Below are 26,995 nucleotides of genomic sequence, written 5' to 3'. Positions count from 1 at the left end.
AAGTCAAAAACACCAAGTCTGCTTAAACAAAAAAGACCGGATTATTGACGGCAACTATAGAGCTGTAAATATCGGCTGTTTTGAAGGTGAGGGGAATATGTAATGTAGAACATATTATCTGCGGCATAAAAAATGATAAATGTTGTATTTATACAAACTTAAAAAATATTTATGACAAGAAAATTAATTCATTATGTAATCGTAATGTAATCGTAATGTAATGGTATGAAAATAAAGGGAGATTTGCCCAAATTAAAGTTTATATTCGGTAGTATTTTAAGATAGTATTATAAAATTACCAAAATTTTGGTTGCCCCTTCTTGCTTACGGGCAGCTGCCGTCTGAAAAGATACGGTGAATAAATCAAATCTGATTTGGAATAAAAAACTTACCAAATTGTAAGGCTGATCCGAGGGGTCATGCCTGTATTTTCATTCATTTAATCTAAGATAAGGGAACTATCTATGAACAAAATCTTCCGTGTTGTATGGAGCCATACTGCGCAATCTTGGGTTGCTGTTTCTGAGCTTACTTCAGCAAAAGGCAAAACTAAATCAAAAACAATTTCAAAATTAGCCGCACTTTCGTTAGTTGCAGGGACAGCTCTTTCAATGGATGCTATGGCCGCATCTTCAACTATTACCGCAGTAAGCAAAACAAATGGTAATCTTGCAATTTTAACGAATAATCAAGCTAGTATTAATGCTCAGTCTACTGACGCAACTACACCTAAAAACGTTATTTATATTGGTAATGGTCGTGTTCCGTCATCAATTGGTGATGAGTTTGTCGCTATTGGTAATGATATGAACGGTAATTCATCTGGTAATGCTGGTGATACGTTAATCGGAAACCGAGTTAGAAGTGGCGGCGGAGGCCAAGATTCTTTTGCTACTGCTGTTGGTTATGCTGCACAAGTTTCTGGCCCGTCAGTGTCTATTGGTGTAGGGACCAGTTCTGATATTGGCTCTGACAGGGGATGGGAAGCTGTTAAAGATAGCGGTGTTGCTATCGGTGCATTTTCACGAGTGAGTGGCTCTGCAAATGGTGGCGTTGCTATGGGGGCAATTTCTTTTGCCGACCAAACTGGTTCTGTAGCAATTGGTCAATTATCTGGAGCAGCGTCATTAATATATGATCGAGAAGTTAAAAATCCCGGCAATGGCGGTATAGTGTATAGGAATATTGATGAATCAACTGGGGGAAATTTAGTTTCTATTGGTGCGGAGGCTGGTGCGCGATCAACAAGTAGTGTCGCGATTGGTACTCAAGCAACAACCTCTAAAGGTAACGACTCTATTGCAATGGGTACCAATTCAGCGGCGATTAAGAATAATAGTATTGCAATTGGTCATGCAGCTATTGCAGGTGGTCATACTCAAGCAGACATAGATGCTTTAGATGATAGAAAAATGTTACTTGAAGCACATAAAGCTAACGCGGATAAACGTTTGCAAGAAAAGACAGATAAAGCAAAGGCTGATCCTACCGCGGAAAATAAATTTCAATTATCTGCAGCAAAAGCAGCAGTAGAGCGTTTGGATTTAGCGATTAAACGTATCAATGAGGATATTAAGCGTTTATCTTCTAGTACTACACGTGATGCAACAAATGCTATAGCTATTGGTAACCAATCACAAGCAACAGATGAAAGTGCCCTTGCTTTTGGTAATACAGCACGTGCAAAAGGTGTTGCATCTATTGCACAAGGTAAAAACACACAAGCAACGGCTGAAAACGCTATCGCAGTGGGTACTAGCTCAAATGTAAGCGGTGCAAACTCCGTAGCATTGGGTGCGAATATTACTAAATTAACAACAGCAAATTCAGTTGTATTAGGCGCGAACTCAACAGAAGTTGTTGGAACAACAGGTGCATCTCATGAAGTTAAAGAAGTAACAGATGCAACAGTTCGTACTATTGCTGGTCCTAACTTTACTTATTCTGGTTTTGCAGGGAAACCTGCTGATGCTGGTCACTATGTAAGTATTGGTCAAAAAGGTTCAGAGCGCCAAATTAAAAACTTAGCTGCAGGTACTGTTACCCCAACTTCTACAGATGCAATCAATGGTTCTCAATTATATGCATTGATGGATCGTGTTGAAAATAAACAAGAGCCTGTGGTTTATACCAATAAAGCTGGTGACAAGTTGGTTAAAGTTGGCAATAACTTCTATAAAACAACTGATTTGGATGATAAAGGTCAACCAAAAAATGTAGATCAAAACGTGCCAAATGATGATGTAATTGCCTCAATGAATAATGCTGGTAATAATACGACAACGCCTATGGTATTGGCTAATATCGCTGGTAACTTGCCTGGTGCAAAAAATGGCTCTACCGCCCCTACAACCTCAGGTACATTACCAGAGGGAGCTGATGCGCCTAATACCTCAAATGCGGCAACTGTAGGCGATGTATTGAATGCTGGTTGGAATTTAACAGAAAAAAGTGAAGTACGTGATTTTGTTAAACCTTATGACACTGTTGATTTTATTGATGGTAAAGGCACTAGCGTTAATGTCACTACAGATACTGATGGTAAAGTAAGCCATATTAAATATGACGTTAAAGCAGCTGACGATAGTATTACTGTTGGTAAAGATGGCATTAAAGTAAATACTGGTGAATTTGCAGAACCAGTATCACCAGCGAAAGATGATACTTCTGGTCAAGTTGCACCTAAGGAAGGCGATAACAAGAAAGTCGCGAGCGTAGGGGATGTTGCTAATGCAATTAACAATGCATTCTGGAAAGTAACTGGCGATGAAGATGGCGGTAAATTTACTGAGGATAACAAGACAAGCATTGAGAGCGTGAAAGCTGGTAATACAGTAACGTTCAAAGCAGGTAAAAACATCAAGTTAAAACAAGATGGTAAAAACTTTACTTATTCTTTAAACCCTGAGCTAACGGATATTACAAGTATTGGTGGTAACGGAACCACTATGACTTTTAATCCTGAGGGTGTAGATTTAGGTAATAAAAAAATTACTGGAGTTAAATCTGCATTAGATGCTAAGCCAGTAACAACAACTCCAGGTACCCCGGTAACTGAGCAACCTAACTTGGTGAATTTAGGAACTAAGCCAGGTGAGAAAGCTCTACCTGATAATGTATTAAATTCTGCAGCAACTGTTCGTGATTTGGCAAACATGGGATGGCTTGTATCTTCCGATAAAACAACTGGTGCTTTAAGTGCAGAATACAAAGATACAGTAAAAAATGCGAATGAAGTAAAATTCATTGGTACTGGTGCTGCAACGGTATCAGGTAAAACTGTAAATGGTATTCGCACTATTACAGTAGATGTAAAACAACCAGAACCAGAAACTGAAACTTTAACATCTACGGGCGGCAAGGTTACAAATCCTGAAGGTGATAATGCTAAAAAATTAGTAACTGCAGGTAATGTCGCAGATATGATTAATAAATCTGGTTTTAACTTAAAGACTTCTGCTGATAAAAATAGTAACGGTGAAAAAGCTAAAGGTACTAAGAATGATGGCGAATTAATCAATCCGGGTGCAACTGTTGAAATGGTTGCTGGCAAAAATATGTCTGTGAAACAAGATGCTGATGGTAAAGTAACTTATGCAACGAAAGAGGATGTTGAGTTTACTTCTGTAAAATTAGGTAAAGCTGAAGAAAATGGTAAACAGCCTGTTAACTTGAAGACAGAGAACGCAACGCCTGCAGACAATAATCAGGATAGTAAAGCGCCGACTACCGCATTGAATTTCTCATCGGGTGAAGGTGATAAAGCTACACCAACTCAATTAAAAGGAGTGGGCTCTGTATTAAATACTAAAAAAGTGCCAACTGCTCCTGAGGGAAAAACAACACCTGAAGATAAACAGCCTAAGTTAGTGAATTTAGGTAGTGAAGATGCGCCGTTGTCAGATGACGTCCTAAACTCGGCGGCTACAGTTCGTGATTTAGCGAATATGGGCTGGGTTGTTGGTGCGCCTGAAAATGGTTATGTAGATACTGTGAAGAATGCTAATAAAGTAGACTTTAAAGGCGAAAACGGTATTTCTGTAACGGGTAAAACTAATGATAAGGGCGTTCGTGAAATCACAATCTCTGTTGCTGAAGGCAAAGTAACAAACGATGTGACTGTTACTAAAGCTGATGGCACAGTTATAAATGGTGTAAAAGGTCCTGATGGTAAGCTTTATGAGAAAGGTCAGGATGGTAAGCCAGATAGTTCTAAAGAAATTACTCTTGCTGAAGGAGATAAGGTTAACAACGAAGGTTCTAAATTTGTAAGTGGTAACGCTGTCGCTACAGCTATTCAAGAATCTGGGTGGAACATTGGAAAAGCTGAAGCTAAAGATGTGACTAAAGCATTTGAAAAAGAAGCCAAAGTTCATGACAAAGTAAATCCTAATGATGATGTTAAATTCGTAGATGGTCAAAATACTGTAGTAAAAATGGTCACTGTGGATGCAAAAAATGAGGATGGTTCGAAAAAAGCGACGACTTTTGTTAAGGTGGATGTAACAGGCTTACCAGTTCAATATACTGATAAGAATGGCACGCCAGTGACTAAAGTTGGTGATAAATACTTTACTGTTGATGATAAAGGTAACCCAACGACAACAGAAGTTGCACCTGAGAACTTAACCACTAATATGGTTAATCCAGCGGCAAAACCGAATGAAATTGGTGCACCAACGACATTAGGTAATGTGAAATCTAACTTGCCTGAAACTAAGAATGGTAATAACCCTACATTGAACCAGGCAGCACCAACAGATGAAGACGCTGCTAAAGTTAAAAATAATGCAGCGACCGTATCCGATGTGTTAAATGCAGGTTGGAACCTACAAAATAATGGTAAAGATAAGGATTTTGTAAAACCTTATGACACCGTAAACTTTGTAGATGGTAAAGGCACTAAAGCTGTCGTTGAAACCACGCCAAACGGCACAACAAGTAACGTGAAGTTTGATGTTGATACAGGCACTGTTACAAGTAATAAAGATGGTTCTGTTTCAGGTCCAGTTACGCCTGAAATGCAGAAAGCCTTAGATGATGCTAAAAAAGTATTAGCAGATGCAACCACGCCTGAAGCGAAGAAGGCTGCTCAAGATAAGGTTGATGCAGCACAGACTAATATCAATAACGCCGGTAACCAAATTGCAACCGCTCAAGGTGTTGCGGATGCAATTAACAAGTCAGGCTTTACATTAGCCACTTCAGCAAATGGCGGTGAGAAAATTTCAGGTACTCCAGAAATGATCAATCCAGGCAAAAAAGTTGAAATGGTTGCAGGTAAAAATATGACCGTGAAACAAGAGTCTAACGGTAAAGTGACTTACGCAACTGCTTCTAATGTAACCTTTGACAGTGTTCAATTCGGTGATAATGGTCCTAAGATTACTAACAATGGTGGAAATATCAATGTTGGTACAGCGACAGGCGCACCAACTAAGATTACAGGCGTAGCACCAGGTGAAATTTCATCAACTTCTACCGATGCAATCAACGGCAGCCAGTTGCACAGTGTGGCATCAGATATTAACAACCGTATAGGTTCGCTGGACAATAAGATTGATATGGCAGATAAAAATCTTCGCGGAGGTGTTGCCCAAGCGATTGCAGCCGCAGGTTTGGTTCAGGCTTATTTACCAGGCAAGAGCCTGCTGGCAATCGGTGGCGGTGTGTATCGCGGTGAAGCCGGTTATGCCATTGGTTACTCCAGTATTTCTGATAATGGAAATTGGATTATCAAAGGTACGGCATCCGGTAATTCACGCGGTCATTTTGGTGCTTCCACATCTGTCGGCTATCAGTGGTAATGAAGTTTGGTTGTATCTAAGTATAAGCAGTCAAAATGAAAAAGGGTGGCAGAATCGCCACCCTTTTTTTATATTTAGTGAAGCGCACCGAGAAAAATCTCGGCATTTTCTGAGAAAAAACTTTGGCAATTTATTGCATTATTTGCAACTCCCTTGCACTTTTATAAAAGCGACGATAACCGTCGCTTTTGTTTTACCAGTTGCAGATAACCAGTTCGCCGCTGGTTTTTTGCGTTTTTTCCCGCCCAACGGAATAGATAAGCTCAAGGCGGGTGGTTCGGAAATCTTTAAATAACTCTCTAATATCGGGATGGTCGTTAATTGACATCATTACTTTGCCTTTGCTCTCAGCCATCGATTTCGCCAATAGTTCGTACTGCATCCAATCAAAAGAACGGTCATAGCCTGCTGTTTGCCAATACGGTGGGTCGGCATAGAAGAAGGTATGTTCGCGGTCATAGCGTTTGAAGCACCGTTCCCACGGTTCGTTTTCAACGAATACGCCGCTCAGTCTGGTTTTGGCAGCGGTCAGTTTTGCTTCGATTTGAGAGGCGTCCCATGCTTTAGATGTTGTTGCCGTACCGAAATGCTGTTGGATGGTTTTGCCGCCGAAGGCATTGTGCTGGAGGTAGAAGAACCGTGCGGCACGTTGAATGTCGGTCATGCAATCTGGTGGTGTGCTTTGCAGTCGGGAGAAGACTTCACGGCTGGTCAGCGTCCACTCGAACTGTCTGACAAACTCACCAAAATGATGCTGAACGACGCGGTAGAGGTTAACAAGCTGTCCGTCGATGTCGTTGAGTACCTCTACTTTGGCAGGTTTCGGGCGAAGGAAAAAGAGTGCCGCTCCACCTGCAAACAGTTCGACGTAACAGGAATGTTCGGGGAACATGGGGAACAGGTGTTTTGCTAGGCGGCGTTTACCGCCCATCCAAGGGACGATAGGTTGGGATTTTGTATAGTCCACGATTTACTCCTATATAACGGGTACTCGCGGTACTCTTATCCATATAATGAATCATGATGTTTTGATGCTCGGTGGCATTCTGATGTTTTTTAATTAGTTGAAGGTATTGATATTTTTGCAGCGCATACATTTTATTTGCACGCTGCCGCTGCCTTTTGCAAGCAGCCTGCCGCAATATTGGCAGCGCAGTTCGCGGTAGTTTTGCATTTGCACTCACTCCAATTTTGGATAGAATACCAAAGTCTCTAGAGACTAAGGCGGCCTTGAAGTCAATGCAGCTTGCCCTGCTTGGCTGGCGTACCGGTGTTCCCGCACCGGTACGTCGCCGTCCCACTTTAATATTTTTTATCCTCCTTTATTGAGGTTATTTATCAAAAGTCCCAGATAAACCTCTACTATCATTCAGCCTCGGCTTGTAGCTCGATGACGAGCGATATATCAGTCAGTTCATCAAGATTGGCCGCGGCATTGATTTTGTCTTCCGCCGCCTGCCTCAAGCCTGCCACATAAGCGGTCAACCGCTCGAATTTAAGCGTTTTTTCATAAGCTTTTTGCCTTAGAGCATCGGGCGGCACGCCTCGAGAAGCGGCAATGGCGTCAAGCGTCGGCGTTGCAGCATTGGGGTCGGCATGCCATGCCTTCGCCTCAAATGCCTGCGTTGTCCAAGTCGCCACCTCAAATTCGGGCACTTTATCCAAGCCGGCTGAACGGTCGATATAAGATTGCGCGGCGCGGTTTATTTCCGCCAGTTTTTCAGACTTCGCCTGTTGCAGCATTTTCTTTTTGGCAGCAGGTGTCAGCACCCAGTCGCTTCCGTCCCATTTGTGGTATTCCGACGGGCGCGGCGGGGAAACGGTCAGATCGTCGGACACGATGCAGCCGGAATTGAGGGCGGCGAGCAGCTCGGCGTGTTGTTCGGGGCTTACGGGACGCGCGCCCTCGGGAGCTTGTTCGGGGGTATCCGCGTCGTAAAAGGCTTGGTCTTTAAAATAAATCGTCATGATCGTTCTTTCTGTCGGTTGGTCGGCGGTCAGGCGGCTTTGCCTACGGCAAACCATAAAATGCAGGTGTCTGCGCCGGACGCGTTCGCATAAACGGAACCGACCTGCGCGGCGAATTTATTCTTGGTGTAGGAGCGAATCACAACGCTGCCTGCCATGTTGTCCCAGTAAGCGGCATTGGGGAAATAGGCAGAACTTGCGATTGAATAAATTTCCCTGAAAGCGACGGGGAAAAAGATTTCTTTTTGGCGGTGAACGCCCTCGATTGTCGCCTTGCCCCATTGCATTAAAATGCCGTTGGGCAGCTTGAGCCAGCCGTTCTCGACGGCGTTGCCGGTTAATGCCATATTCTGCACGGCAGCGGATGCGGCGGCAGCTGCATCGTAGGCGGTTTTCACGGCGGCCGCCGATGCGACCTTGTTGCTATCGTTTAAGTTGACGGCACTGCTGATTTCCCGTGCGAGCAGGACGTTGTGGCCGTCGTAGGTGAGGTTGCCGTCATGCCTCAAATATAAAATCTTTCCGCTTTTTGAGTTCACGGCATATGCGCCGGTTGTGTCTGCGCCCAGCCTGATGAAGCGGTCGGCGGCGGCGTGGGTGGTGCTGGCACTGGCTTTGATGTCCGCTTGGAAGATTTTCGCGCCGGTGATGGTCTGGTCGCCGGTGAGGGTGACGGCGGTGTCGATACGGTTGTTGGCTTGTGAGATTCTGCCCAATACGTTCTCGCCCAGCTCGTCAATGGCGCGGTTGACGGCGGCGGTGGTGGGGGTTTTGCCTGCGTCGGCGGCGGCATTGCTGATTCGGTCTGCCAGTTGCACGATGCCGGCGCGTGATGTGGAGGCGGTCGGAATACTGAAAGCATGGACGGCGTTGGCGGCATCGACGGCTTTGTCGTAGGCGGCTTTTACAGCTTTTGGTGTGGCAGCGCGGTCTTCCGCCTGGCTGCCAGTGCTGTTGTCAAGCATGACGATGCCTGCGCGTGATGTGGAGGCGGTTCCTACCGACGGAATATTGATGCCCTGCGCGGCGTTGATGGCTTCGATGGCTTTGTCGTAGGCGGCTTTGACGGCTTTGGGCGTAGCGGCGCGGTCTTCCGCCTGGCTGCCGGTGCTGCTCTCAAGCTGCACGATGCCGGCGCGTGATGTAGTGGCGGTGTCGATGGCGTGGGTGTGGCCGCTGCTTTGTACGGCATTTTGGCTTTGGGCGGTAATCCGACCCGGCTGCCCTAATGAGATGGTGCGGGAAGCGGTCAGGTTGCCGCCGCCTGTTAGTCCGTTACCTGCGGTGACGTCGGTGGATGATGCGGCTTTGCCTGCCGTTGCCGTCTGAAGGTCTTCGGTTTGTTTTTTGAGCCAGAGGGTGCGGTTAGCCAATTGTTTTGCCTGACGGTTGTCTATACCGTCCGGACCTCCCATAACGGGGTCGGAGGTTTCTAATTGATAAATGCCTGTTTCCCATTGTGCTGTTTCGTTCAAATTTGCCATTATGCAGTTCCTCGGTTAAATGTTCCGTCTCTCGATGCCCGTCCGTTATGCCGGACGGCGGCGTGGCGGTAATCCAATGCCGCCAATACGCATCGTGCTGGCGCGAAGGCTTGCAGGGTATGCCGCAGCAAAGCCGCCTGATCGTTGGTTAGCGCACCGTTCAGGGTGATGCGGTAATGCGCCCAGTGGTCGGACTGTCCGTGCGCGTAGGTTCCGTCCCGTCTGATTTCGCCGTTGTGTTCCTTATTGCCCAAGCCTTCGGTGATTTCGACTTCTCCGAAGCCGAGCCGCCGCACGATTTCGCGTATCGCCCACGGCGTGCCTTTCATACGGTGCAGCCGATACGCGCCCTTAATCAGCTTGCGGCGCGTCTGGTCGCTTTCAGCCAACCAGTAGCCGTCCGCGCCCAAAATGCTGCGGCCATCCGCCAGCAGCGCCAAGTGTTCCGGAGCAACTAAATCTACCAGCCTCGGCAGTAGTCTGACCGCATCGGCCTCATTCATCCTCAAGCCTAAATCCGCCAACATTTTGTAACGTCGGTCATGTTCGATAACGGATGCGTAGGAGAGTTTTGCCATTGCTAACCCTCCGCCGTTTCAGGCGAGATGCGGATATTGACGGAAGTGCATCTTGCCCATTGGTCGGGTTGGACGACGGTCAGCGCGGGCGACTTTAAAACGACGTTGTATACGCCGGCCGCCTTCAATGCCGTCTGAATGTCCAGCGGCACGATGTCCGCGCCCAGTTTTTCGCGGCGTGATGCTTCGTAATCCGCCCAAGCCTGTTTTGCCGCCGCTAAAACTTCGGCGGCATCTGCGCCTGTAAACAGCGTGAGTTCCGCATCCAGCGTGTAATCGATAACAGAAGGGGCGGAAACGCTTACCGTGTCGCAAAGCGGGCGGATACGTTCGTCAGATAATGCCCGCTGCACTTCGCCGATGAGTTCGGAAGACGGCAGCCCGTTTTTAGTCAGTACCGTTACCCGTACCCGACCGCCAACCGGCTCGCCACCTGCCGTTTTCAGGTTGCCGACATGAACGTCGCAAATGACAGGATTGACACGTCGTGCAAAGTATTCGTATGCGCCGACAGGCCCCGCCACGCTGAAACTTTCCGGGGCGAGCAGGATGCGTTGCCGATAAGCATCGTCCGACTCCCTGTCCGCACCGCCTGCCGATACTTCGATATTGGCGGCAGATACGCCGTCAATAGGACTGACCAAGGTATTGATTTGTCCTGCGGCAAAACCATTGCCGGACACACCTGTCTGCGTGCAGACAGCCTCTAAATCCAAAGTTCGGCCGGCTGGTGAGAGCGTGCCTTCCGATGCCGTCTGAAACACGGTCGCACCTGCGGCAATCTGCGTACTTTGCGGGATGACGACGGGTTCGCCGTGGGAAGCCGCAAGGGTAAAGCGGATGGTGCAGCGGGAGGCGGATGCCTCAAGGCGCGGCGTGTTCACATCATCGCCGCACAAATCCAACATCAACCCCGTTGCAAAACGCGGGTGCTGCTGGCGGTAGGCTTCGTTCAAGGCTTTACGGGTCAACATTTCGCGGTAAGCATAGGTATTGATAATCAGACGCTCGATGTGGGCGGGTTGCAGGGTTTTGCCGCTTTTTGCCTCATAGTCGGCAATGGTCTGTGCCAAAATCTCGGTAAGGTCGTCTGAAACTGCCTTAAGCTCTTCACGCTTAATTTTGCTCAAATCCATGCCGCCTGCTCCAATCTGATGTCTGTCGTATAAACCTCGCCTGCCGCCTTATCGGCGATGCGCCAATAAACCGTCATAGTCAGATGCGGTACAGCACCGTCGAAAATAATGTCCTCAACCACTGCCCGCTTCTCCCAGGTCTGTATGGCCAGCACGGTTTCGCGCACGATATTGGGGACAAACACGTCTTCCGGCGTGTCCAGCCATTTGTAATGGTCGGAGCCGAAATCAGGACGGGTAACGTCCGCACCTTTGCGGGTCGATAAAATATTGCGGATACACTGATCTATGTCGTCCTCGCCCTGAACCACGCCCGAGCCTTCGGGCGCGAGCTGCCAGTGTTTCGAGATAGGTGCGGCGTAGAACATCAAAAAATCCCTGTATCGCTGATAGATACAGGGATTGTAGAGAAGGCCGTCTGAAACGCCTTTTAATGCGGCTTAATGATTTTTCGGTTCGCCGGTTTGCCCTCCGGAATCGCCGTCATGGATGTGCTTGCCGACATTGATACCGTTGACGATAAGTTCGCCGTCAATGATGACGTTACCCGTAATCTTCGCCGCCTCGCCGCCGCCGGCATTGCCTGCCGCCAAACCTGCGGTATAGGTCAACAGCCCGTTTACCGTCGCATTGCCCGTAATTTCTGTCTGAGGCGATTGGATGTCCACTTTCTGCGCCGCTTTGATTTCGACCTTGCCCGGCGTTTCCACAACGACTTCGCCGCTGCGCCGGTCGTGCGAGATGACCGTGCCGTTGGCAAACCGTTTGACCCATTTGTTTTGGTCGGATACCGGCGGCTTGTCGGAGGCATTGTAAATCGCGCCGATGACGCAGCCGTTTTCGCCGCGCGCGTCCAGCAGGCAGACCACCAGTTCGCCCACATCGGGGAGGCTGTAAAAACGGTTGCCGCCCGCCGCCGGTGTCGCCATCGGCAGCCAATCGGTTTCCATGTCGTCGAGTACGGGGATTTTTACCCGCAAACTGTGTGCCGCCGCATCGACTGCCGATACCGTACCAAATTGCATCGTTGCCGTAAAATCATGGGTTTGCACTGCCTTGCTCCTCTTCAGAAACATATTCCGTCATCTTGATTTCGATTTCCGTCGTATAGCCGCTGCTGCGCGAAAAGTCATGCTGCGACTGCTTGACCAGATATTTACCCGAAAACTTGCCGAATCCTTTCAACCGTACCATTTGACCTGCCGCCAACAGCGCATTGCCGACCAGTGTAACCGTCCCCGCGCATTGGTCGTCCTGCGCATCTGCCAATTTGGCATCTGCCCTGGCATTTAATTGGGCGGTACTCTCACCCTTATTCGGCACGATACGCAATGTATCGCCCGTGCTGCCGTGTTTGGCTTTGCCTCGCTTGGGCTTGCTTTTTCGGCTTGCCGAGACCGTTTTCTTGTTTTTCGGGTCGTAGCCTTTGACATCTACTTTAGACGGCACACCCTTAATCAAATCACGCAGGCGGACACGGATGATATCCTCAGGTTTCAGGACGGCAACGGCAGGACGCTGTTTGAGCGCGTTGTTGTCGGTAAACACCAGTTTCTTGCCGACGATTTTAAAGCTGTGTCCGTATTCCTTCGCCAGCCGCGCCAAAAACTCGACATCGCGCTCCTGATACTGGGTAACGCGTTTGATGGGGATATCTTTAACCGTCCCTGTGATTTCCAATTTCAGACGGCCTGCAATCTGACGGACAATGGCGGCCAGAGTCGTGTTTTCATACGCCTTGCCGCGCAGGGTGCGGTTCGACTTGGTAATGCCCGTCGATAAAGCCTTCAGGCTGACCGTCGACGGCGGCCGGTTGTATTCGATTTCGGCAATCTCAAATTTGCCGAGAGAAACCAGCCCGGTAAATTGGTCACCCAGGCTCAAAGACAAAGCATCGCCCTGTTCGGGATACCAATTACTCAGCCAGCGGCCGTCCGTATCCTCAAAATCGACCTGCAATTCATCCGACTGCCCCTCAAGATAATCGGTATAGCTGAACGAAATCAGATAAGGCGCAACATCTGCCGTTATATCTTTGTCTTCGTAAGACAGGACGAAATCAGGCATGGTAACCGGATGGGTATTGCCGCCGTCCAAACTCTTCAGCTTCAAAAACGCACTTAACGCATCCACGGCGGCAGCTCCTCTTGGTTATTTTTCGGTTTGGTTTCCAAAACGGGGACAAATACCGTGAGGCCGCCCGTAAACTCCTCCGCCAAAGGCAAGTGCGGATTGGCCGCAATCAGACCGTCAATCAACAGCGCATTGCCGTAATGCTTGTGCGCAATCAAATCCCATCGGTCGCCGTCTTGGGTGGTGTAGCGTATGACCGCACTCATCATTTATCCTTTCTTGCCGCAAGATAGCCGGTCAAAGCCTGGGCGGCGGCAGAGCCGTTTGCCAGCGCATCCGATGCTTCGGCTACGCCGTTTTCCACCGCATCCAACCAACTTCCTACCGAACCGCCCTCATAACCTGCCCGCAATGCGCCGACGGCTCCGCCCAGCCGGTTGGCCGCTTGTCCGGCCTGTGCCGCAAATTCTGCCGCGCCTTTCAGGTCGCCGAAAACCGCCGTTACTTCCGGCAAGGTATTGAGCCTTCCTAAAGTGCTGCCACCGACATTGAGTGCGTCCCCCAACAGGTTTAATGTCCCTGATGGGTCGTTTTTCAAATCTTTAGCCACGCGTATCAGGTTCTGCATATCGGCTATGCCCGATTCCGCAGCGCGGTAAACCTTGATACCTTTTTCGACCGCCCTCGCTACATCCGATGCCTGAGCCCGAACGCTCTCCGGTAATAAGGACAGGAGCGGATTTTGCCTGCCCGACTTGACTGCCGGGGTCGGGAGCGGGTTATTCGGGTCGCCGACAAACTGGGTCAGCTCCACATCCAATTCCCGCGCCGCCGTCCGACCTTGCGCGTCCTGAATCAACGTGCGCTCCGTCAGCCGCTCAAGCACAAACCATCCGACAAAACGGCCGCTACCGTAAACCAAAGACACTGCCTGCTGCGCCTCCAAAGCCGACAGCAGACCCTTATAAGCCGTGTCGGGATTACCCAGCCGCCAATGCAACTTGAGAGAGAAACGCAACGTCGTCAGTTCGTTTTGCAAGGCCTGCAGGCGCGGACGGCCTTTTAAGACCTCATGCTTGGCAAAGTTCGCCGAATGTTCTGCCTCAAGCGATGTGAAGCTGTTTAAAAGCTCAAATCGCACATCACCCAACATCGCATACATCAATAAGCCCTCCGTAATTTGTCGTCCATCATGCGGCGGAACATTGCTTCGAATTCACGCAAGCCCATCTGCAGCGCAGCCTCAATCTGCTGAGGATTACCGCCCGGCGCGTTGATGGTCGGGTTGTAATTGATGGTCATCCCGCCCGCCGCCTGAGTATTGCGTGCAGACGCAAATGCCTCGCCGCCCGCAGACAACCGTGCCGCCAGCGCGCCCATATGGTCGGTAAAACCGCTTTTCAGACGGCCTGCCGTATTGGCTATAGAGGCAATCGGACGAGCCGCACTCCCGTCCAAACCGATTTGCAGGCCATCCATCATCCATCCGCCAAAGCGGCGGAACACGCGGCTGGGCGAGTGAATGCCCATCACGCCGGCAAATGTTTGTTTGAGCGATGCCGCCTTTTCGGCAAACCATGCCTTGACCGACTCGAATTTGGACTGCAACCCGTTCCACAGCCCTTGGATGATGTTTGCGCCAAACTGCGTGAAGCTCGACGGCAACTGCACGCCGAACCAAGACATAACAGAGGCAAACGACTGATAAAACAACCCTAATGGAGACCAGTTGATAATCTGCGCTGAGATATTACCTATACCGCTATTGAAAAATGCCTTGATGCTTTCCCAACATGTACCGAAAAAAGAGGCTATGGAATTAACTACGCCGCCGATGAAATTACTTAAATCCTGCCACAATGCTTTTGCACCACCGACTACACCATCCCAGTTTTTATAAAGCATATAAGCGGCGACACCCAGCAGGGTCAATGCAATGCCGATAGGGGTCGTCAGAAGCATCACTCCCAGCCGCAGGAATGCCCCGCCCAACATGAGCATCTGCCTGACAACAAAACCGATTACGTTGGAGCCGAACTGTAAAAAGGTACTTCCCAGCTTCAAGACATTACGGATGACCGAACCGATGATACTGCTGCCGATTTTCCATACCGATGAAAAAAAGCGGGCGGAGGAAGCGGCATTTTTCGCAGACAGACCGAACATACGCAGCAGCATGACGCCCCTACCTATTTTCCCAAGCCGCATCAGTTGGAACAGTCTGAAGGCAGCTTGAGCCTTAAAGAACCCCGTGGCCAAAGCACGAACAGGCATCAATGCCATACTTGCCGCATACATCAACCCCAATATGGCGAGTTTTCCTGCAAAGAATCCGGCAGCAAGTCCGACGACCCACTTAATCAGCCCTTTGTTTTCTTTCAGCCAAGGCCGCAAAGTGTTTTCTACAAATGCCTGAGCTTTTTGGGCAAACTGCTGAATTTCGGCGGCAAACACGCCGCCGAAAACGGCGGCGGTATTCTCTGCCGTACCGCCCAACGCCTCCAGTGCGGCGGAAAGTGTCCCTGTTTTGACTTGGATTCGTTCCTGCAAAGAGGCTTGCGCGTCCATTTTGGCAAGCATTTCATCAAAGCCTTTAACGCCTGACTGAATCAGAATATCCGCAATCCTGCCACCCTCAGAGCCGAAAATGGCATTGGAAATATCCATGACCCCCTTGTCGCCGTATTTGGCACGAATTTTTCCGAACTCCGATTCCAAAATACCTGTAATTTGGCGTAAATCCTTGATAGAACCGTCGGCATTGAAAAAGTCGAAGTTCGCGCCCGCAGACTGCATCATCTTCCGCAATTCGCCTTTCCGCCCACGCCCTGCATATTCGAGGTTCTCAACACCCTTGGAAAGGTTTCCCAAGAAAGTGCTGAAGTTCGTACCGAACTGAGACCCTTCGATACCTTTTGTCGCCGCCAAACCTTCGATGCCGTAAATTTTTTTCTGATGCTCCAACCCCGTAAAGCCGATGTTATTTGCCTTGCCCGAGTAGTATTTCATCGCCTCGAACATATCTTCTTTTTTTAGCCCCGCCGCAAAATAGGCACGTTGGGTCAGGTCGGCGGATTTGAGCAGATCGGCTTCTTTGATGCCGTGGGCTTCCATGTTTTTGGCAAAAAAACTGCCGTCGGCAATCGGGATACCGATAACCGTATTCAGTTGTGCGGTTGCCAAGCCGCCGCCGTTGATGATGGTATCGTCTGAAATACCTTGACTTTTCAGTCCTAAAGCCATTTGGGTAAAGTCTTTTTTATTGCCCGGCAGATCTGCGCCCCATTTCGTCGTCAGACGGTCGATTTCGTCAAACCTGCCGAAACTGCCGTCTTTACGCATCATGGCGATTTTCAAATCTGCCGACGCACTTTCCTGCTCCATGTATTTTTTGACTGAAGCAATAACCGGACCGGCAACTACCGCTCCATGAGCTGCCGTATCTATCATTTCCGAACGCAATCCCGCACGGAATTCTTTGGCGTGTTCCTGTTTTTTAATGGCGTCATTCAGCTTTTTTTGAGCATAGGCAGCTTTTTGGATGGACTGTCCCATCATATCGTAATGGCGGCGCATATCGCCCAACCCGCGTTTACCCGATGCCAGCCCCTTTGAAATGGACAAACCCAGTTTGTCCTGTTGGCTTTTGACACGCTGGATTTCACTGCCCAACTCTTTGATTGTGTTTTTTGTCCGCCCGAAAACAGAAGAAAACCCTGCTTTGACGGACGCACCTAAAACAATACCTATCGCCAATTCGCTTGACATTCGATAACCCCACACCTATGATTAAAAACAAATTTGACAGACACGGGTTGACCGGCCATGAATACAAGGAAAGATGAGCAGCTGTTGGACTTTTCCGACAACTTTGAAATATCGGGGCAGATATTTTTTTGGCTGTTGTCTTCAACCGTCTTCGGGATTGTGTTTTTTTCGCTGTTTACTGCCGATCAACCCGTTATCTCAACAATATTCGGCGGCTTGATTGCCGCTTTTGCGACATTAATGGCCTCTCCATTGACCGCATTGGCAGCCGCCTTACTGGGCGGCATCCTCTCCGGATTGTTGTGTTGGACAGAGAAATCCAAAACCGCCGCATAATCTGAAGAAAAGCCGGATACTGGATTGTCCGGCTTTTTCACATCCCCCTCCGATAACCCGCCTTCATTTGGCGGGTTGCTTCTTTCTGTCAGTCTTCAAATTCGTCCAGCGACAGCGCGTAAACCTCATCCACGCTCCAACCGAACCACCAAGCCAAATCGGCGGCGGCAGACAGCAGCTGCCGCTGCGTTTCCGCCCTCGAAAGCGGCGGACTATTTGCCGTCCGGCTCGGATTCCGTGAAGCGGCGAAACGTTTCCTGCAACTGTTTCCAATCCGCCAAATCCAAACAATCCAAGTCTTCGGGAATCATGCCTGCCATACGGGCAAACAGGGCCAGTTCTTGCTCCGCCTCATTCGTCAGGTGCGACACGGCGCGCAAATCGCCCACGCGCAAACGACGGAGCGTTACCTGTTCCAACATCTGACCCGTCGCCAGCCGTACCGGATATTTCAGTTTCACAACGGTATTTACACCCAAATCTTCTTGCAATTTCTTGGCTTCATTCATTTTCCATCTCCAAAAATAAAAAAATCACCGTATCGGTAAAGATACGGTGATTGTGTCAAAGGTCGTCTGAAACGGCTTTTAATCCGATTTAAAGATTAAGCACCAATGTTTTTACGCATTTGGTTCAAAACGTCCTGACCGTCCACGCGGTAGATATTTTTGAACGCGTTGTAGTACAGCACTTCGCGCCCGACGACGACTTGGCGGACTTCTGTTGCCTGGTAGGTTGAGCTAAATTCCGCCTTTTCCTTCGGCTTGTAGCCGCCCAGGGCGTTTTTGGAAAACACTGCCGTTACCGTGGTTACGATGGGGACTTCTTCCGCCAAACCTGACGCATTGAAGGTCTGCAGGTTGCCGCGCACCATCAGTTGCACAGCTTTAAAGGGGTTGGATGCCTTCTTGGCCACCTCGGGATAAAAGCTGTTCCAAGTAACTTCGCCTTCCAGGGCTTCTACGCCATTAGGCAGTTTGATGGTACCGACCATACCCAAACCGGTATGGTCGTCCTGCCCAAACTCAAACTCGGGCAGTTTGAACTCGGATGCGTTACCCAACAGGCTGTTGCCGTCGATATAGACGTTGGCATTGTAGATTGCATTGATTGCGCTCATCTTGTTTCCTTATATATTGCGTCCCATCAGAGGGGCGCATTACTTTTCTTAACATTCCCCTTTGACAGCCAAGTGAAAGGGGCTTTTTTATGTCAGCAGCAAATGTAATATTTTCCTGTTCGTACTGGAGAATATTTAAAAAATCAGATTCTTGTGTTTTGTGTTTTTATCTGTTCCGAAATGGAGAACCGCATAAACTAACTCAGCAAGAGAATTTTTCAAAGCTTTATCAAGCGTTCGATTATATAGATTCGATTGATTCGAATTTTCCGGTAATTATCACAACAGACGGTTGTTGTCTTTCTTCTTGATCTTTAAAAATTTGTCAGGGTTTGGCTTTCGGTCGTTGACCGTCGGACGCGCTTTAGCGCGGCAGACGGGAAACGGCTGAAAGCCCCCCCCTTGACTAACAGGGGGGGAGCGAAATTAAAAACCAATTCCAAGAGTAGTGAACGAATGAGTGAAGTTGAATATTTCTCGCACTTTATATCGGACGGAAAAGGAAAGCTTTTAGAAATTCCTCAGCGAAGAGGTAAGCAAGATGGAGTTTTCGTTGATTGGATTTCATTCACATTCCATGAAGATACTTTACTGAAAGTTTCCGGTTGCCCTTTATTTTCTGATGCTGAATACATGTATGTATTAAGCGGAAAGCTGGAAGAAATTCTAGGTTTCGGCATAACGCGCAAATGTAAATCTAGGGGCAACAAATTCTATGAATCCATGTTCAGGCTAGGTTCAGACGATGTTGATTATGGTGAGGTGCATTTCGGAGGTCAGCGAAATACTGTTTTGGTTGAGTTGAAAGGTACTGGTTGCAGCGTTGCAAGTCCGGGTTGGGAGTTGAGGCTAAAGCAGTTTCTTGATGATTCGATAAGGCCAAGAATAACGCGAATTGACCTGGCGCTTGATTTTTTTGACGGAGAGTACACGCCGGATCAGGCGTTGTTAGATCACGATAACGGCTTCTTCGACAACAGTAACCAAAGGCCGAAATCTGAAACGATCGGTACGGCTTGGCGGAATGAGGACGGGAGCGGCAAGACATTTTATGTAGGTCGCAAGAAAAATTCTCGTTTTGTTCGTGTTTATGAGAAAGGCAGGCAGCTTGGCGATAAAGATAGCAAGTGGGTAAGGTTCGAGATCCAGTTTAATTATGGAGATATCGAAATACCCTTGGATATTTTAATAAATCAGGGTTCTTATTTCTGTGGAGCTTTCCCAATTTGTAGAAAGTTCAAAAATATGCCGGTTCCCGAAAGGTTCGATCAGAGAAAGAAAACGCTTAATCTAACTTTTGAGCATAAATTGCATTACGCGAAAAACGCAGTTGGAAAACTGGTCAATTTCATGATTGAAATGGGTTTTGACAACAGCGAAATTGTGGAATCTTTAAAGGCAGATTCGGGATTTCCCAAAGGATTAGAACCTGAAAAATATGCTCTGGAAATGTTAAGGGACGGGTTAAAACACGGTTTTATTCATGAACAGCCGGATATTGATCTAGAGATTGAACTTGATGAATTGGGGGTTATTGATTTTATAAATTCTGACAAATTCGATAGGGAAAAAAGGCTTTTTAGTCCTGATTATGATGCCGAAAAAGAAAGGAAATATCAGGAATATTTAGATAAAGTTTATCATCAAAATGTAGATTATGATTATTTTTAAAGGAAATCAAAATGTTTAATCAAAACCAAACTGTAACTTATCCTGCAACTTTTTTGGGAGCCAAAAAATTCAAAGGAGAAATTGATGGCTCAAATATCGATACTTGTTCTGTATTGGTTGCAACATCTTTACCGGTACAGTCGGGAAATGCTGTTGGATTCACGGCGGCACAAATGAAATTCGGGGACAGTAAGAATTTCTCAAGGTTAGAGAATCTCAAATACCCCTGCGAAGTTATGGTAACGGTTGAAATGACTTCGACAGGTAAAGGCATGGTTCCGTCATTAATTGATTTTCAGGTGGCTGAAAAACCGAAAGGTTGATTTATGAAATATGAGGAGCGGTTTATCGTTCAAGATTTGGAAACGCATGAATTCATCTATCCCGATCCGTTCGGGGATGTCGGATTTACGCAAAATCTAAAGTCTGCCGGTCATTTCGAAAGCTACGAAGATGCGTTGAATTCGGGCATAAATGAAATAGGCGGAGGTTTCCAAATATTTCAGTTTTTCGTGAAATCGGAATAAGAGCAAAACAGGCTCGGCGGGCGGTCTGTCAACCTTTCACAAAGCCCGCAAAGAGGATAAAAAATGAATTCGACTAAATTAATAGTTGGTTGGGTTGTGTGCCTGTTTTTATTCATGTTTGCTTTGTTATATTTCATGAATTAATAAATAAAATAATTCGGGAACAGGCTTCGCCCGGATTTAAACCTAAGAAGCCGTCTTACTTAAACTTAAAAAAGGAAAAGAGCGATGAACATCGTTAAAAAATATGCTGTGAAAGCAGCATTGGCAGCCGGTATCTTCACACCGGCTATTGTTCTGGCAGATGACTTTAATGCGGCAGCAATTGGCACGCAGGTGGCTAATGTAATCATGGGTTTCGTTGCCATGGTTTCCGCCGTGGGTATGGCGGCCATTACCGTCATTTTGGCAATCCAAGGCTTCAAAATGGCTTGGAGCATGATCAAATCTGTTAAATAACAGAAGTGAAGAAAAAGGGGCGCATAAATGGGCTACCGTGTCGGCATGAACTGTTTTGATACAAGATTGCAGGCAGACGACTATTTATTGTCGTCCCTCCCTCCTACTGTTACCCAGGACGGAAAAATAATCAGGCCGGAAAGGGTGGGCGAAAAATGGGTGTTGAATGGCAATCCGGTTACGTTGTCTTATCCGGAATGTTCCAATTACGAACAGGTTAAATATGGCTCTTATCTTGGTTCGACGGTTTTAATTCTGTTCGTAGTCATCTACGGTTTCAGGCTTCTGATTAATTTTTTGAAAGACATGGGCAAGGTTGGGATTGATTGATGGTTATTGATTTTTGGTTTCTTCTTGGTTTTTTCTTGGCTCTGTCTGTCGCTTTGATATTTATATGACGTGTTTTAAAATCAGGCTTTTAATTAAATAGTTGAGGCTTGAATTATGTTCTATTTGTCTGAAGATGAATTGAAATTCAAACAAAATACAAATCCTGATTATTTTAATGAGAAACTTTGTCATATTTTTATATCGGAAATGTTTAGACTTAAGGATATGTATCCGATTTCCGATTTTACAAATGTTGTAAGAAAAGCATCTCAATATTTTTTAAATAGAACATATCTTGATGATATGGTAGTTTTTTTTGAGGATGGCTCTTTTCTGAAATTTCAGTTTTTAGAAAATGGCTTTGAATGTAAAGAATTCTATGATGGTCAAATTTCAACGGCTTTTTATTACGGTCGTTATTCTATTAGGCTTTAATTCATCGTATGCAGAAGAATTGTTTGTTGAACCAAGTGGAAGAGTCCGCGTATCAACAGGCGAATTCAATGAGAATGGCGTTAAAACTTGGCGTTATCTTGATAGAGGAAGAGGTGGACTCGGTGGCAATATGTTCTATCATGAGATACAAAAATCATTGCCGGTTGTTCATTCTTCAACAGGAGCACGTTCTCTTGAAAGAATTCCTGTTAAAGTAACTGCATCAGTTTCCCGCGCCGGAGTCTTGGCAGGCGTTGGCGCATTAGTCCGCCAAGGCGCAAAACTAGGCACAAGAGCGGTTCCCTATGTCGGAACTGCTCTTTTAGCCTATGACATATATAAAGAATTAAATCCGGAGCTTGAAAAAGCAGGTTTCCGATATTCAGAAGATATTGGAGATTACGTCAAATATTACGATAACGCATTGTGTAAAGGCAGATTCAGGAGTGAACCAGGTTATTTCTCATGTGTTGGAGTTGATTCATCCGAATTATTGGCTTTGTCTCAAGGCGGACAACGCGCTAAGGAAACTCAGGATTTATTAGTTAGAAGGGTTAAAAGCGATTTTGAAAGAATTGCGGATGTTTTGGGTAAAGATTACGGCGAACCTAATAGATTTAAAAAAATTGATTACTGTTTTTATAATGAAGATATTTCTGTTTCATGTTCTTTTGGGGATCTTTTATTACGGTATAGTTTGCAACATGAAATTAAAAAGTCAGACCCCGATCCAAATTCATTTAATGATCTGATTGCAAAAAAGGTCGATGCCAATCCAGATAGATTTATCAAAGCAACAAACTTCCCCGGTTACAAGGAAGATGTCGAAGTCGCACCCGGCACAAAACTGAACATCGGCCCGGTAACCGACAAAAGCGGGAATCCCGTACAAGTCCTTGTCAGTTTCGGGCGCGATTCCCAAGGCAAAACAACAGCCGATGTTCAAGTAACACCACGTCCCGATCTCACGCCAGGAAGCGCGGAAGCTCCCAATGTCCGCCCGTCGCCTGATACATCACCGGCAACGAACCCATCAAACAACCCGAATCCCAATGAGCAACCCGGCACACGTCCCAATCCCGAACCTGACCCGGACACAAATCCCGAACCGAACGTGCAGCCCGGAACAAGTCCGGGGTCTCCGGTATCACCGGCAAATGGCAGGGACGGCAAAGACGGAAAGGACGGCAAAGACGGCGGTCTTTTGTGCCGTTTCTTCCCGAATATTCTGGCATGTGACCAGCTTCCGGAGCCGTCAGCCGATTCCGATCCGCAGCTTCCAAATGAGACGGTTAACGTTGAGTTTGAGAAATCCGGAATCTTTCAAGATTCCGCTCAGTGTCCCGCACCTGTCACGTTCACGATAACCGTGCTTGATTCAAGCAAACAGTTCGCGTTCAGCTTTGAGAACGCATGTACGATAGCCGAAAGGCTGAGGTACATGCTTCTCGCCCTTGCTTGGGCTGTTGCCGCCTTTTTCTGTATCCGCACAGTATCCCGTGAAGTCTAGCAGGCGAAGCACCGCCGGGCTTCAGTAACCTTTGTTCAGGCAGGGGGAGGATGTCCGTAAAGAATCGTAAAGGCGGGTTTTTTCGCCTTTATGATTCTTTATGGATACCCCTTGCCGCTCGGACAAAGAAACACACTCTGCCCGGGGGCAGGTGGTAAGGCGAGTGCTTTTTTCGCCGTCCCCCTGCCCGCGCGGCGTCGCAAGTGAGACTAGGGGGTGTGGGGGACTAGTCCCCCGCAAAGCGTTCAGCTTCGGAAACTTGAGCCAAAGCCAGGCGAACCGCCAGAGCTGGGCGAAGCCAGGCGCATCGCCGGAGAGCTGGGCGAAGCCGGGCGAAGCACCGGAGAGCTGGGCGAAGCCAGGGCGAAGCACCGGAGAGCTGGGCGAAGCCAGGCGAAGCACCGGAGAGCTGGGCGAAGCCGGGAGAACCGCCAGAGCCGGACGAAGCCGGGAGAACCGCCAGAGCTGGGCGAAGCCAGGGCGAACCGCCGGAGAGCTGGGCGAAGCCAGGCGCATCGCCGGAGAGCCGGACGAAGCCAGGGCGAAGAACCGGAGAGCTGGGCGAAGCCAGGGCGAACCGCCGGAGAGCTGGGCGAAGCCAGGCGCATCGCCGGAGAGCTGGGCGAAGCCGGGCGAAGCACCGGAGAGCTGGGCGAAGCCAGGCGCATCGCCGGAGAGCTGGGCGAAGCCAGGCGAATCGCCGGAGAGCTGGGCGAAGCCAGGGCGAAGCACCGGAGAGCTGGGCGAAGCCAGGCGAAGCACCGGAGAGCTGGGCGAAGCCAGGCGCATCGCCGGAGAGCCGGACGAAGCCAGGCGCATCGCCGGAGAGCTGGGCGAAGCCAGGGCGAAGCACCGGAGAGCTGGGCGAAGCCAGGGCGAACCGCCGGAGAGCTGGGCGAAGCCAGGCGAATCGCCTGAGAGCTTGGCGAAGCACCGCCGGGCTTCAGTAACTTGTGCCAAGGCAGGGGGAGGATGTCTGTAAAGAATCGTAAAGGCGGGTTTTTTCGCCTTTATGATTCTTTACGGATACCCCTTGCCGCCCCGCCAAAAGAACACACTCTGCCCGTGGGCAGGGTGATAGGCGCGCGCCTTTTGCGCCGTTCCCCCTGCCCGCGCGGCGTCGCAAGTGAGACTAGGGGGTGTGGGGGACTAGTCCCCCGCAAAGCGTTCAGCTTCAGAAACTTTGGCCACAATCAGGCGAAGCAGCGCACTTTGCGAGCGAAGCCGCAAACAGCCGAGAAGCGCGGGGGGGAATTGGCGATAAGCGCGAGGGGGGTGTCCCCACAGCGCCGCCGCGTCGCGAATGCGACGCAAATCTTTCAGATTAAGAAACATTTGTTTAATGAGGCAACCGTGCCTTTTAAGAAAGGGAGAGCAAATGAAATTGTTGGCCGCATTGATTCCGCTCTTGATGAGCGTCGCAGGCCGTATATTGACTGCATTAGGCTTGATGGCCGTGACCTATGCCGGTGTAGATAGGCTGGTTATGAAGTTTCAGCATGCAATACAGGAAAGCGTGACAGGCGCACCTCAGGCAATGTTGCAGCTTTTTTATATAAGCGGTGGCGGCACCGTTCTTAATATCCTGTTTGGCGCAATCGCATTCATTCTGTCATTTAAACAAATGACGAAATTGGCAACCTCAATAGGGAAGAAAAAATAATGGCGGAGATTTGTCTTATTACGGGTACGCCCGGTTCAGGGAAAACATTGAAGATGGTTTCCATGATGGCGAACGATGAAATGTTTCAGCCCGATGAAAACGGCATGCGCCGTAAAGTATTCACAAACATAAAAGGCTTGAAAATCCCCCATATATACATCGAGACGGACGCAAAGAAACTGCCGAAATCGACAGATGAGCAGCTATCAGCGCACGATATGTACGAATGGATAGAGAAACCCGAAAACATCGGGTCTATTGTCATTGTGGACGAAGCGCAAGACGTATGGCCGGTACGCTCGGCAGGTTCGAAAATCCCGGATAATGTTCAGTGGCTTAATACACACCGCCATCAGGGTATTGATATATTTGTTTTGACACAAGGCCCTAAGCTGCTGGATCAAACGCTTAGAACGCTTGTGAGGAAGCATTATCACATTGCATCAAACAAGATGGGTATGCGTACACTTTTAGAATTTAATTCATGCGCCGATGACCCTCTTAAAATGGTATCAAATGGATTTTCAAGCATTTATACGCTTGATAAAAAAGTTTATGACTTGTACGAATCCGCAGAGGTTCATACCGTAAATAAGGTCAAACGGTCAAAGTGGTTTTATACTTTGCCGGTAATAATATTGCTGATTCCCGTGTTTGTCGGCCTGTCCTATAAAATGTTGAGTAGTTACGGAAAAAAACAGGAAGAAACGGCATCTAAAGAGGAATCGGCTTCAGAATTAAAAGATAATTCGGCTTCATCAGCAAATATAGAAACTGTTCAGTCGTCTAATGGAAATTTGACACCTGAAATGTTCGTGCCGGTATTGCCTGAAAAACCTGAAAGTAAACCAATTTATAATGGCGTGAGACAGGTAAAAACATTTGAGCATATAGCAGGCTGTATAGAAGGTGGCAAAACAGGTTGCACATGTTATTCCCAACAGGGAACGCCTTTAAAGGAAATCACAAAGGAAATGTGCAAGGATTACGCAAGAAACGGATTGCCTTTTGATCCGTATAAAGAAGAAAATCAGCAAAATGTAGAGCAGAAAGAAACTGCCATGAAAGATGACAAGCCCAAAGTTGTTTCAATGGGTGGGAAGCCACAACAAAATTTGATGTACGACAACTGGGAAGAACGCGGAAAACCGTTTGAGGGAATCGGCGGAGGCGTTGTAAATTAGAAAGTTCTTTCTAAAATCATATGTTTATAAAAATATTGAAATATTTTCTTGCAGTACTACATAATATGTAGTATTATAAGCATATGGAAACAGCGCAATCGCGCAAACTGCGCCTCGGGTTATCAGGGGTAAGGAAATGAAAATGAAAGCAATCCAAATCAACATCGTCGCAAAAACTGAAATGGCTAAAGCTGCCGCCGACTACATCAACGGCTTGGCAATGGCAAACGGTTTCTCAACAGCCATGACTGACGAAGAATTGAGCCAATATAAAGGCTGGTTTGAGGGACAAATTCAAGAATGTGATGAATATATCGCCTCAAATTTGGTCATTGAATATGAAGAAATCGAACTTGACGACGAGGAATAAAACGCAAGCCGCCTGAAATATGGCGGCTTTTTTGAAAGGAAAAATATGACACACCCTAATAGAAATTGGCACCGTCGCTGGACGGTTGATTTTGAAACGCAAACGGCCAGCCATGAAGACGGCTGGGTTTTTAAGTTTGAAAAAGTTTCAGACGGCGTTTTTGACGGCAAATTAATCAATCAGCCGGAAAACATCACGCTTGAGCAAATTAAAAATGCGCCGAGAATAGCACGTGAAGCCGGTGAAGCTTGGACAAGGGCAAGGAAATCATTATCATGATGAACGATTTTGAGATAGGCTACACGCCAAAAAATCTAAAGTTCATTAGACAGAATTCAGGGAGAACGCAGAAAGAAATAGCGGATGCTTTAGAAGTGTCTTTGGTAACGGTTCAGAGGTGGGAGATGCCTGTGAATGTGAATAGTCATATTGATATGCCGTATAAAAAATGGCTTGAATTTATAGAGCTTTTTAAATAAAAGCCTTTTTTCTTTAAAAATGAACCTTTACCAAAAACAGTAACCATAATAGAATCAGACACGGCAAAGGAATAGCTAACCTTTGCCGAAACCGCCG

At 47.8% G+C, this 26,995-nt stretch carries 28 protein-coding genes and 1 pseudogene; 14 read left to right on the top strand and 15 right to left on the bottom strand.

Annotated features, from left to right (window positions below; translation table 11 throughout):
• Positions 1-464: 464 nt before the first annotated feature.
• Positions 465-5,807, top strand: a complete 5,343-nt coding sequence (locus BBW69_RS03855) for a YadA-like family protein (protein ID WP_188210449.1) — start codon at positions 465-467, stop codon at positions 5,805-5,807.
• Between the two features lie 193 nt (positions 5,808-6,000).
• Here the strand turns inward: BBW69_RS03855 and BBW69_RS03850 are convergent, their stop codons facing one another.
• The 12 genes and pseudogenes from BBW69_RS03850 to BBW69_RS03790 form a co-directional block, all read right to left on the bottom strand.
• Entirely contained in the window at positions 6,001-6,738 is a 738-nt protein-coding gene (locus BBW69_RS03850; protein ID WP_188210487.1) for a DNA adenine methylase, read from the bottom strand.
• A gap of 129 nt (positions 6,739-6,867) precedes the next feature.
• A complete protein-coding gene (locus BBW69_RS03845) occupies positions 6,868-6,981 on the bottom strand; it encodes a Com family DNA-binding transcriptional regulator (RefSeq protein ID WP_118777865.1) in 114 nt (37 codons plus the stop codon).
• A 191-nt stretch (positions 6,982-7,172) separates the two neighbouring features.
• Positions 7,173-7,775, bottom strand: a complete 603-nt coding sequence (locus BBW69_RS03840; RefSeq protein WP_188210448.1) for a phage tail protein — start codon at positions 7,773-7,775, stop codon at positions 7,173-7,175.
• Between the two features lie 872 nt (positions 7,776-8,647).
• Positions 8,648-9,259: pseudogene (locus BBW69_RS10105) on the bottom strand (tail fiber protein); the annotation flags it as partial.
• Positions 9,259-9,837, bottom strand: a complete 579-nt coding sequence (locus BBW69_RS03825) for a phage tail protein (RefSeq protein WP_107859114.1) — start codon at positions 9,835-9,837, stop codon at positions 9,259-9,261. The gene BBW69_RS03825 and the pseudogene BBW69_RS10105, both read right to left, overlap by 1 nt.
• Before the next feature lie 2 nt (positions 9,838-9,839).
• Positions 9,840-10,973 carry a baseplate J/gp47 family protein gene (locus tag BBW69_RS03820; RefSeq protein ID WP_188210447.1) on the bottom strand — a complete coding sequence of 378 codons (1,134 nt, stop codon included), beginning with the start codon at positions 10,971-10,973 and terminating at the stop codon, positions 9,840-9,842.
• Complete coding sequence (locus BBW69_RS03815) at positions 10,964-11,341, bottom strand: GPW/gp25 family protein (RefSeq protein ID WP_114935680.1); 378 nt, start codon at positions 11,339-11,341, stop codon at positions 10,964-10,966. The genes BBW69_RS03820 and BBW69_RS03815 overlap by 10 nt, the downstream gene beginning before the upstream one ends.
• Before the next feature lie 72 nt (positions 11,342-11,413).
• Positions 11,414-12,049: a phage baseplate assembly protein V gene (locus BBW69_RS03810; RefSeq protein ID WP_188210446.1), complete on the bottom strand. Its 636-nt coding sequence runs from the start codon at positions 12,047-12,049 to the stop codon at positions 11,414-11,416.
• On the bottom strand, positions 12,012-13,106 hold the full coding sequence (locus BBW69_RS03805) for a contractile injection system protein, VgrG/Pvc8 family (protein ID WP_188210445.1): 1,095 nt from the start codon (positions 13,104-13,106) through the stop codon (positions 12,012-12,014). The genes BBW69_RS03810 and BBW69_RS03805 overlap by 38 nt, the downstream gene beginning before the upstream one ends.
• Entirely contained in the window at positions 13,094-13,315 is a 222-nt protein-coding gene (locus tag BBW69_RS03800; RefSeq protein ID WP_013448388.1) for a tail protein X, read from the bottom strand. Before BBW69_RS03800 ends, BBW69_RS03805 begins: the two co-directional genes overlap by 13 nt.
• Positions 13,312-14,208, bottom strand: a complete 897-nt coding sequence (locus BBW69_RS03795) for a phage tail protein (protein WP_188210444.1) — start codon at positions 14,206-14,208, stop codon at positions 13,312-13,314. The genes BBW69_RS03800 and BBW69_RS03795 overlap by 4 nt, the downstream gene beginning before the upstream one ends.
• Positions 14,208-16,814, bottom strand: coding sequence for a phage tail tape measure protein (locus tag BBW69_RS03790; protein ID WP_188210443.1), 2,607 nt, complete (start codon positions 16,812-16,814; stop codon positions 14,208-14,210). Before BBW69_RS03790 ends, BBW69_RS03795 begins: the two co-directional genes overlap by 1 nt.
• Before the next feature lie 57 nt (positions 16,815-16,871).
• On the opposite strand from BBW69_RS03790, the gene BBW69_RS03785 reads away from it, so the two are divergent.
• A complete protein-coding gene (locus BBW69_RS03785; RefSeq protein WP_107960470.1) occupies positions 16,872-17,150 on the top strand; it encodes a hypothetical protein in 279 nt (92 codons plus the stop codon).
• Positions 17,151-17,238: 88 nt separating this feature from the next.
• On the opposite strand, the gene BBW69_RS03780 is transcribed toward BBW69_RS03785, so the two are convergent.
• From BBW69_RS03780 to BBW69_RS03770, 3 genes are all read right to left on the bottom strand, one after another.
• Positions 17,239-17,307, bottom strand: coding sequence for a hypothetical protein (locus BBW69_RS03780; protein ID WP_223169944.1), 69 nt, complete (start codon positions 17,305-17,307; stop codon positions 17,239-17,241).
• A 55-nt stretch (positions 17,308-17,362) separates the two neighbouring features.
• Entirely contained in the window at positions 17,363-17,659 is a 297-nt protein-coding gene (locus BBW69_RS03775; RefSeq protein ID WP_188210442.1) for a phage tail assembly protein, read from the bottom strand.
• A gap of 95 nt (positions 17,660-17,754) precedes the next feature.
• Positions 17,755-18,270, bottom strand: coding sequence for a phage major tail tube protein (locus BBW69_RS03770; RefSeq protein ID WP_188210441.1), 516 nt, complete (start codon positions 18,268-18,270; stop codon positions 17,755-17,757).
• A gap of 456 nt (positions 18,271-18,726) precedes the next feature.
• Here BBW69_RS03770 and BBW69_RS03765 point away from each other — a divergent pair, with 456 nt between their 5' ends.
• The 12 genes from BBW69_RS03765 (at position 18,727) to BBW69_RS03710 (ending at position 26,898) form a co-directional block, all read left to right on the top strand.
• Positions 18,727-19,941 carry a replication initiation factor domain-containing protein gene (locus tag BBW69_RS03765; protein ID WP_188210333.1) on the top strand — a complete coding sequence of 405 codons (1,215 nt, stop codon included), beginning with the start codon at positions 18,727-18,729 and terminating at the stop codon, positions 19,939-19,941.
• Between the two features lie 11 nt (positions 19,942-19,952).
• Entirely contained in the window at positions 19,953-20,264 is a 312-nt protein-coding gene (locus BBW69_RS03760) for a hypothetical protein (RefSeq protein WP_108043994.1), read from the top strand.
• A gap of 3 nt (positions 20,265-20,267) precedes the next feature.
• Positions 20,268-20,468 (top strand): hypothetical protein, encoded by a 201-nt coding sequence (locus BBW69_RS03755; protein WP_108043995.1) that lies wholly within the window; start codon positions 20,268-20,270, stop codon positions 20,466-20,468.
• A 228-nt stretch (positions 20,469-20,696) separates the two neighbouring features.
• Positions 20,697-20,927 carry a hypothetical protein gene (locus BBW69_RS03750; protein ID WP_188210332.1) on the top strand — a complete coding sequence of 77 codons (231 nt, stop codon included), beginning with the start codon at positions 20,697-20,699 and terminating at the stop codon, positions 20,925-20,927.
• 27 nt (positions 20,928-20,954) lie between these two features.
• Entirely contained in the window at positions 20,955-21,257 is a 303-nt protein-coding gene (locus tag BBW69_RS03745; RefSeq protein WP_188210331.1) for a hypothetical protein, read from the top strand.
• 114 nt (positions 21,258-21,371) lie between these two features.
• Complete coding sequence (locus tag BBW69_RS03740) at positions 21,372-21,692, top strand: hypothetical protein (RefSeq protein WP_118817940.1); 321 nt, start codon at positions 21,372-21,374, stop codon at positions 21,690-21,692.
• Between the two features lie 130 nt (positions 21,693-21,822).
• The gene (locus BBW69_RS03735; RefSeq protein ID WP_370628308.1) at positions 21,823-23,202 is read left to right on the top strand and encodes an IgG-binding virulence factor TspB family protein; all 1,380 of its coding nucleotides are present in this window, start codon (positions 21,823-21,825) and stop codon (positions 23,200-23,202) included.
• Between the two features lie 1,378 nt (positions 23,203-24,580).
• Positions 24,581-24,865 carry a DUF2523 domain-containing protein gene (locus BBW69_RS03730; RefSeq protein ID WP_188210329.1) on the top strand — a complete coding sequence of 95 codons (285 nt, stop codon included), beginning with the start codon at positions 24,581-24,583 and terminating at the stop codon, positions 24,863-24,865.
• Positions 24,865-26,049, top strand: a complete 1,185-nt coding sequence (locus BBW69_RS03725) for a zonular occludens toxin family protein (RefSeq protein ID WP_188210328.1) — start codon at positions 24,865-24,867, stop codon at positions 26,047-26,049. The genes BBW69_RS03730 and BBW69_RS03725 overlap by 1 nt, the downstream gene beginning before the upstream one ends.
• Positions 26,050-26,191: 142 nt before the next feature.
• A complete protein-coding gene (locus tag BBW69_RS03720) occupies positions 26,192-26,419 on the top strand; it encodes a hypothetical protein (RefSeq protein WP_188210327.1) in 228 nt (75 codons plus the stop codon).
• A 45-nt stretch (positions 26,420-26,464) separates the two neighbouring features.
• Positions 26,465-26,698, top strand: a complete 234-nt coding sequence (locus tag BBW69_RS03715) for a hypothetical protein (protein WP_188210326.1) — start codon at positions 26,465-26,467, stop codon at positions 26,696-26,698.
• Positions 26,695-26,898 carry a DNA-binding transcriptional regulator gene (locus BBW69_RS03710; RefSeq protein WP_188210325.1) on the top strand — a complete coding sequence of 68 codons (204 nt, stop codon included), beginning with the start codon at positions 26,695-26,697 and terminating at the stop codon, positions 26,896-26,898. Before BBW69_RS03715 ends, BBW69_RS03710 begins: the two co-directional genes overlap by 4 nt.
• Positions 26,899-26,995: the final 97 nt, after the last annotated feature.

The organism is Neisseria sp. RH3002v2f, from assembly GCF_014596375.1.
Classification (GTDB): domain Bacteria; phylum Pseudomonadota; class Gammaproteobacteria; order Burkholderiales; family Neisseriaceae; genus Neisseria; species Neisseria cinerea.
This window is presented reverse-complemented; position numbering and strand designations above follow the sequence as displayed.

What these genes read in the sequence shown, in the direction of transcription:
- BBW69_RS03855 (WP_188210449.1), top strand. Translation starts at nt 465, where the DNA reads ATGAACAAAATCTTCCGTGTTGTATGGAGCCATACTGCGCAATCTTGG.
- BBW69_RS03850 (WP_188210487.1), bottom strand. Translation starts at nt 6,738, where the DNA reads ATGGGCGGTAAACGCCGCCTAGCAAAACACCTGTTCCCCATGTTCCCC.
- BBW69_RS03845 (WP_118777865.1), bottom strand. Translation starts at nt 6,981, where the DNA reads ATGCAAAACTACCGCGAACTGCGCTGCCAATATTGCGGCAGGCTGCTT.
- BBW69_RS03840 (WP_188210448.1), bottom strand. Translation starts at nt 7,775, where the DNA reads ATGACGATTTATTTTAAAGACCAAGCCTTTTACGACGCGGATACCCCC.
- BBW69_RS03825 (WP_107859114.1), bottom strand. Translation starts at nt 9,837, where the DNA reads ATGGCAAAACTCTCCTACGCATCCGTTATCGAACATGACCGACGTTAC.
- BBW69_RS03820 (WP_188210447.1), bottom strand. Translation starts at nt 10,973, where the DNA reads ATGGATTTGAGCAAAATTAAGCGTGAAGAGCTTAAGGCAGTTTCAGAC.
- BBW69_RS03815 (WP_114935680.1), bottom strand. Translation starts at nt 11,341, where the DNA reads ATGTTCTACGCCGCACCTATCTCGAAACACTGGCAGCTCGCGCCCGAA.
- BBW69_RS03810 (WP_188210446.1), bottom strand. Translation starts at nt 12,049, where the DNA reads ATGTTTCTGAAGAGGAGCAAGGCAGTGCAAACCCATGATTTTACGGCA.
- BBW69_RS03800 (WP_013448388.1), bottom strand. Translation starts at nt 13,315, where the DNA reads ATGATGAGTGCGGTCATACGCTACACCACCCAAGACGGCGACCGATGG.
- BBW69_RS03795 (WP_188210444.1), bottom strand. Translation starts at nt 14,208, where the DNA reads ATGTATGCGATGTTGGGTGATGTGCGATTTGAGCTTTTAAACAGCTTC.
- BBW69_RS03790 (WP_188210443.1), bottom strand. Translation starts at nt 16,814, where the DNA reads ATGTCAAGCGAATTGGCGATAGGTATTGTTTTAGGTGCGTCCGTCAAA.
- BBW69_RS03785 (WP_107960470.1), top strand. Translation starts at nt 16,872, where the DNA reads ATGAATACAAGGAAAGATGAGCAGCTGTTGGACTTTTCCGACAACTTT.
- BBW69_RS03775 (WP_188210442.1), bottom strand. Translation starts at nt 17,659, where the DNA reads ATGAATGAAGCCAAGAAATTGCAAGAAGATTTGGGTGTAAATACCGTT.
- BBW69_RS03770 (WP_188210441.1), bottom strand. Translation starts at nt 18,270, where the DNA reads ATGAGCGCAATCAATGCAATCTACAATGCCAACGTCTATATCGACGGC.
- BBW69_RS03765 (WP_188210333.1), top strand. Translation starts at nt 18,727, where the DNA reads ATGAGTGAAGTTGAATATTTCTCGCACTTTATATCGGACGGAAAAGGA.
- BBW69_RS03760 (WP_108043994.1), top strand. Translation starts at nt 19,953, where the DNA reads ATGTTTAATCAAAACCAAACTGTAACTTATCCTGCAACTTTTTTGGGA.
- BBW69_RS03755 (WP_108043995.1), top strand. Translation starts at nt 20,268, where the DNA reads ATGAAATATGAGGAGCGGTTTATCGTTCAAGATTTGGAAACGCATGAA.
- BBW69_RS03750 (WP_188210332.1), top strand. Translation starts at nt 20,697, where the DNA reads ATGAACATCGTTAAAAAATATGCTGTGAAAGCAGCATTGGCAGCCGGT.
- BBW69_RS03745 (WP_188210331.1), top strand. Translation starts at nt 20,955, where the DNA reads ATGGGCTACCGTGTCGGCATGAACTGTTTTGATACAAGATTGCAGGCA.
- BBW69_RS03740 (WP_118817940.1), top strand. Translation starts at nt 21,372, where the DNA reads ATGTTCTATTTGTCTGAAGATGAATTGAAATTCAAACAAAATACAAAT.
- BBW69_RS03735 (WP_370628308.1), top strand. Translation starts at nt 21,823, where the DNA reads ATGTTCTATCATGAGATACAAAAATCATTGCCGGTTGTTCATTCTTCA.
- BBW69_RS03730 (WP_188210329.1), top strand. Translation starts at nt 24,581, where the DNA reads ATGAAATTGTTGGCCGCATTGATTCCGCTCTTGATGAGCGTCGCAGGC.
- BBW69_RS03725 (WP_188210328.1), top strand. Translation starts at nt 24,865, where the DNA reads ATGGCGGAGATTTGTCTTATTACGGGTACGCCCGGTTCAGGGAAAACA.
- BBW69_RS03720 (WP_188210327.1), top strand. Translation starts at nt 26,192, where the DNA reads ATGAAAGCAATCCAAATCAACATCGTCGCAAAAACTGAAATGGCTAAA.
- BBW69_RS03715 (WP_188210326.1), top strand. Translation starts at nt 26,465, where the DNA reads ATGACACACCCTAATAGAAATTGGCACCGTCGCTGGACGGTTGATTTT.
- BBW69_RS03710 (WP_188210325.1), top strand. Translation starts at nt 26,695, where the DNA reads ATGATGAACGATTTTGAGATAGGCTACACGCCAAAAAATCTAAAGTTC.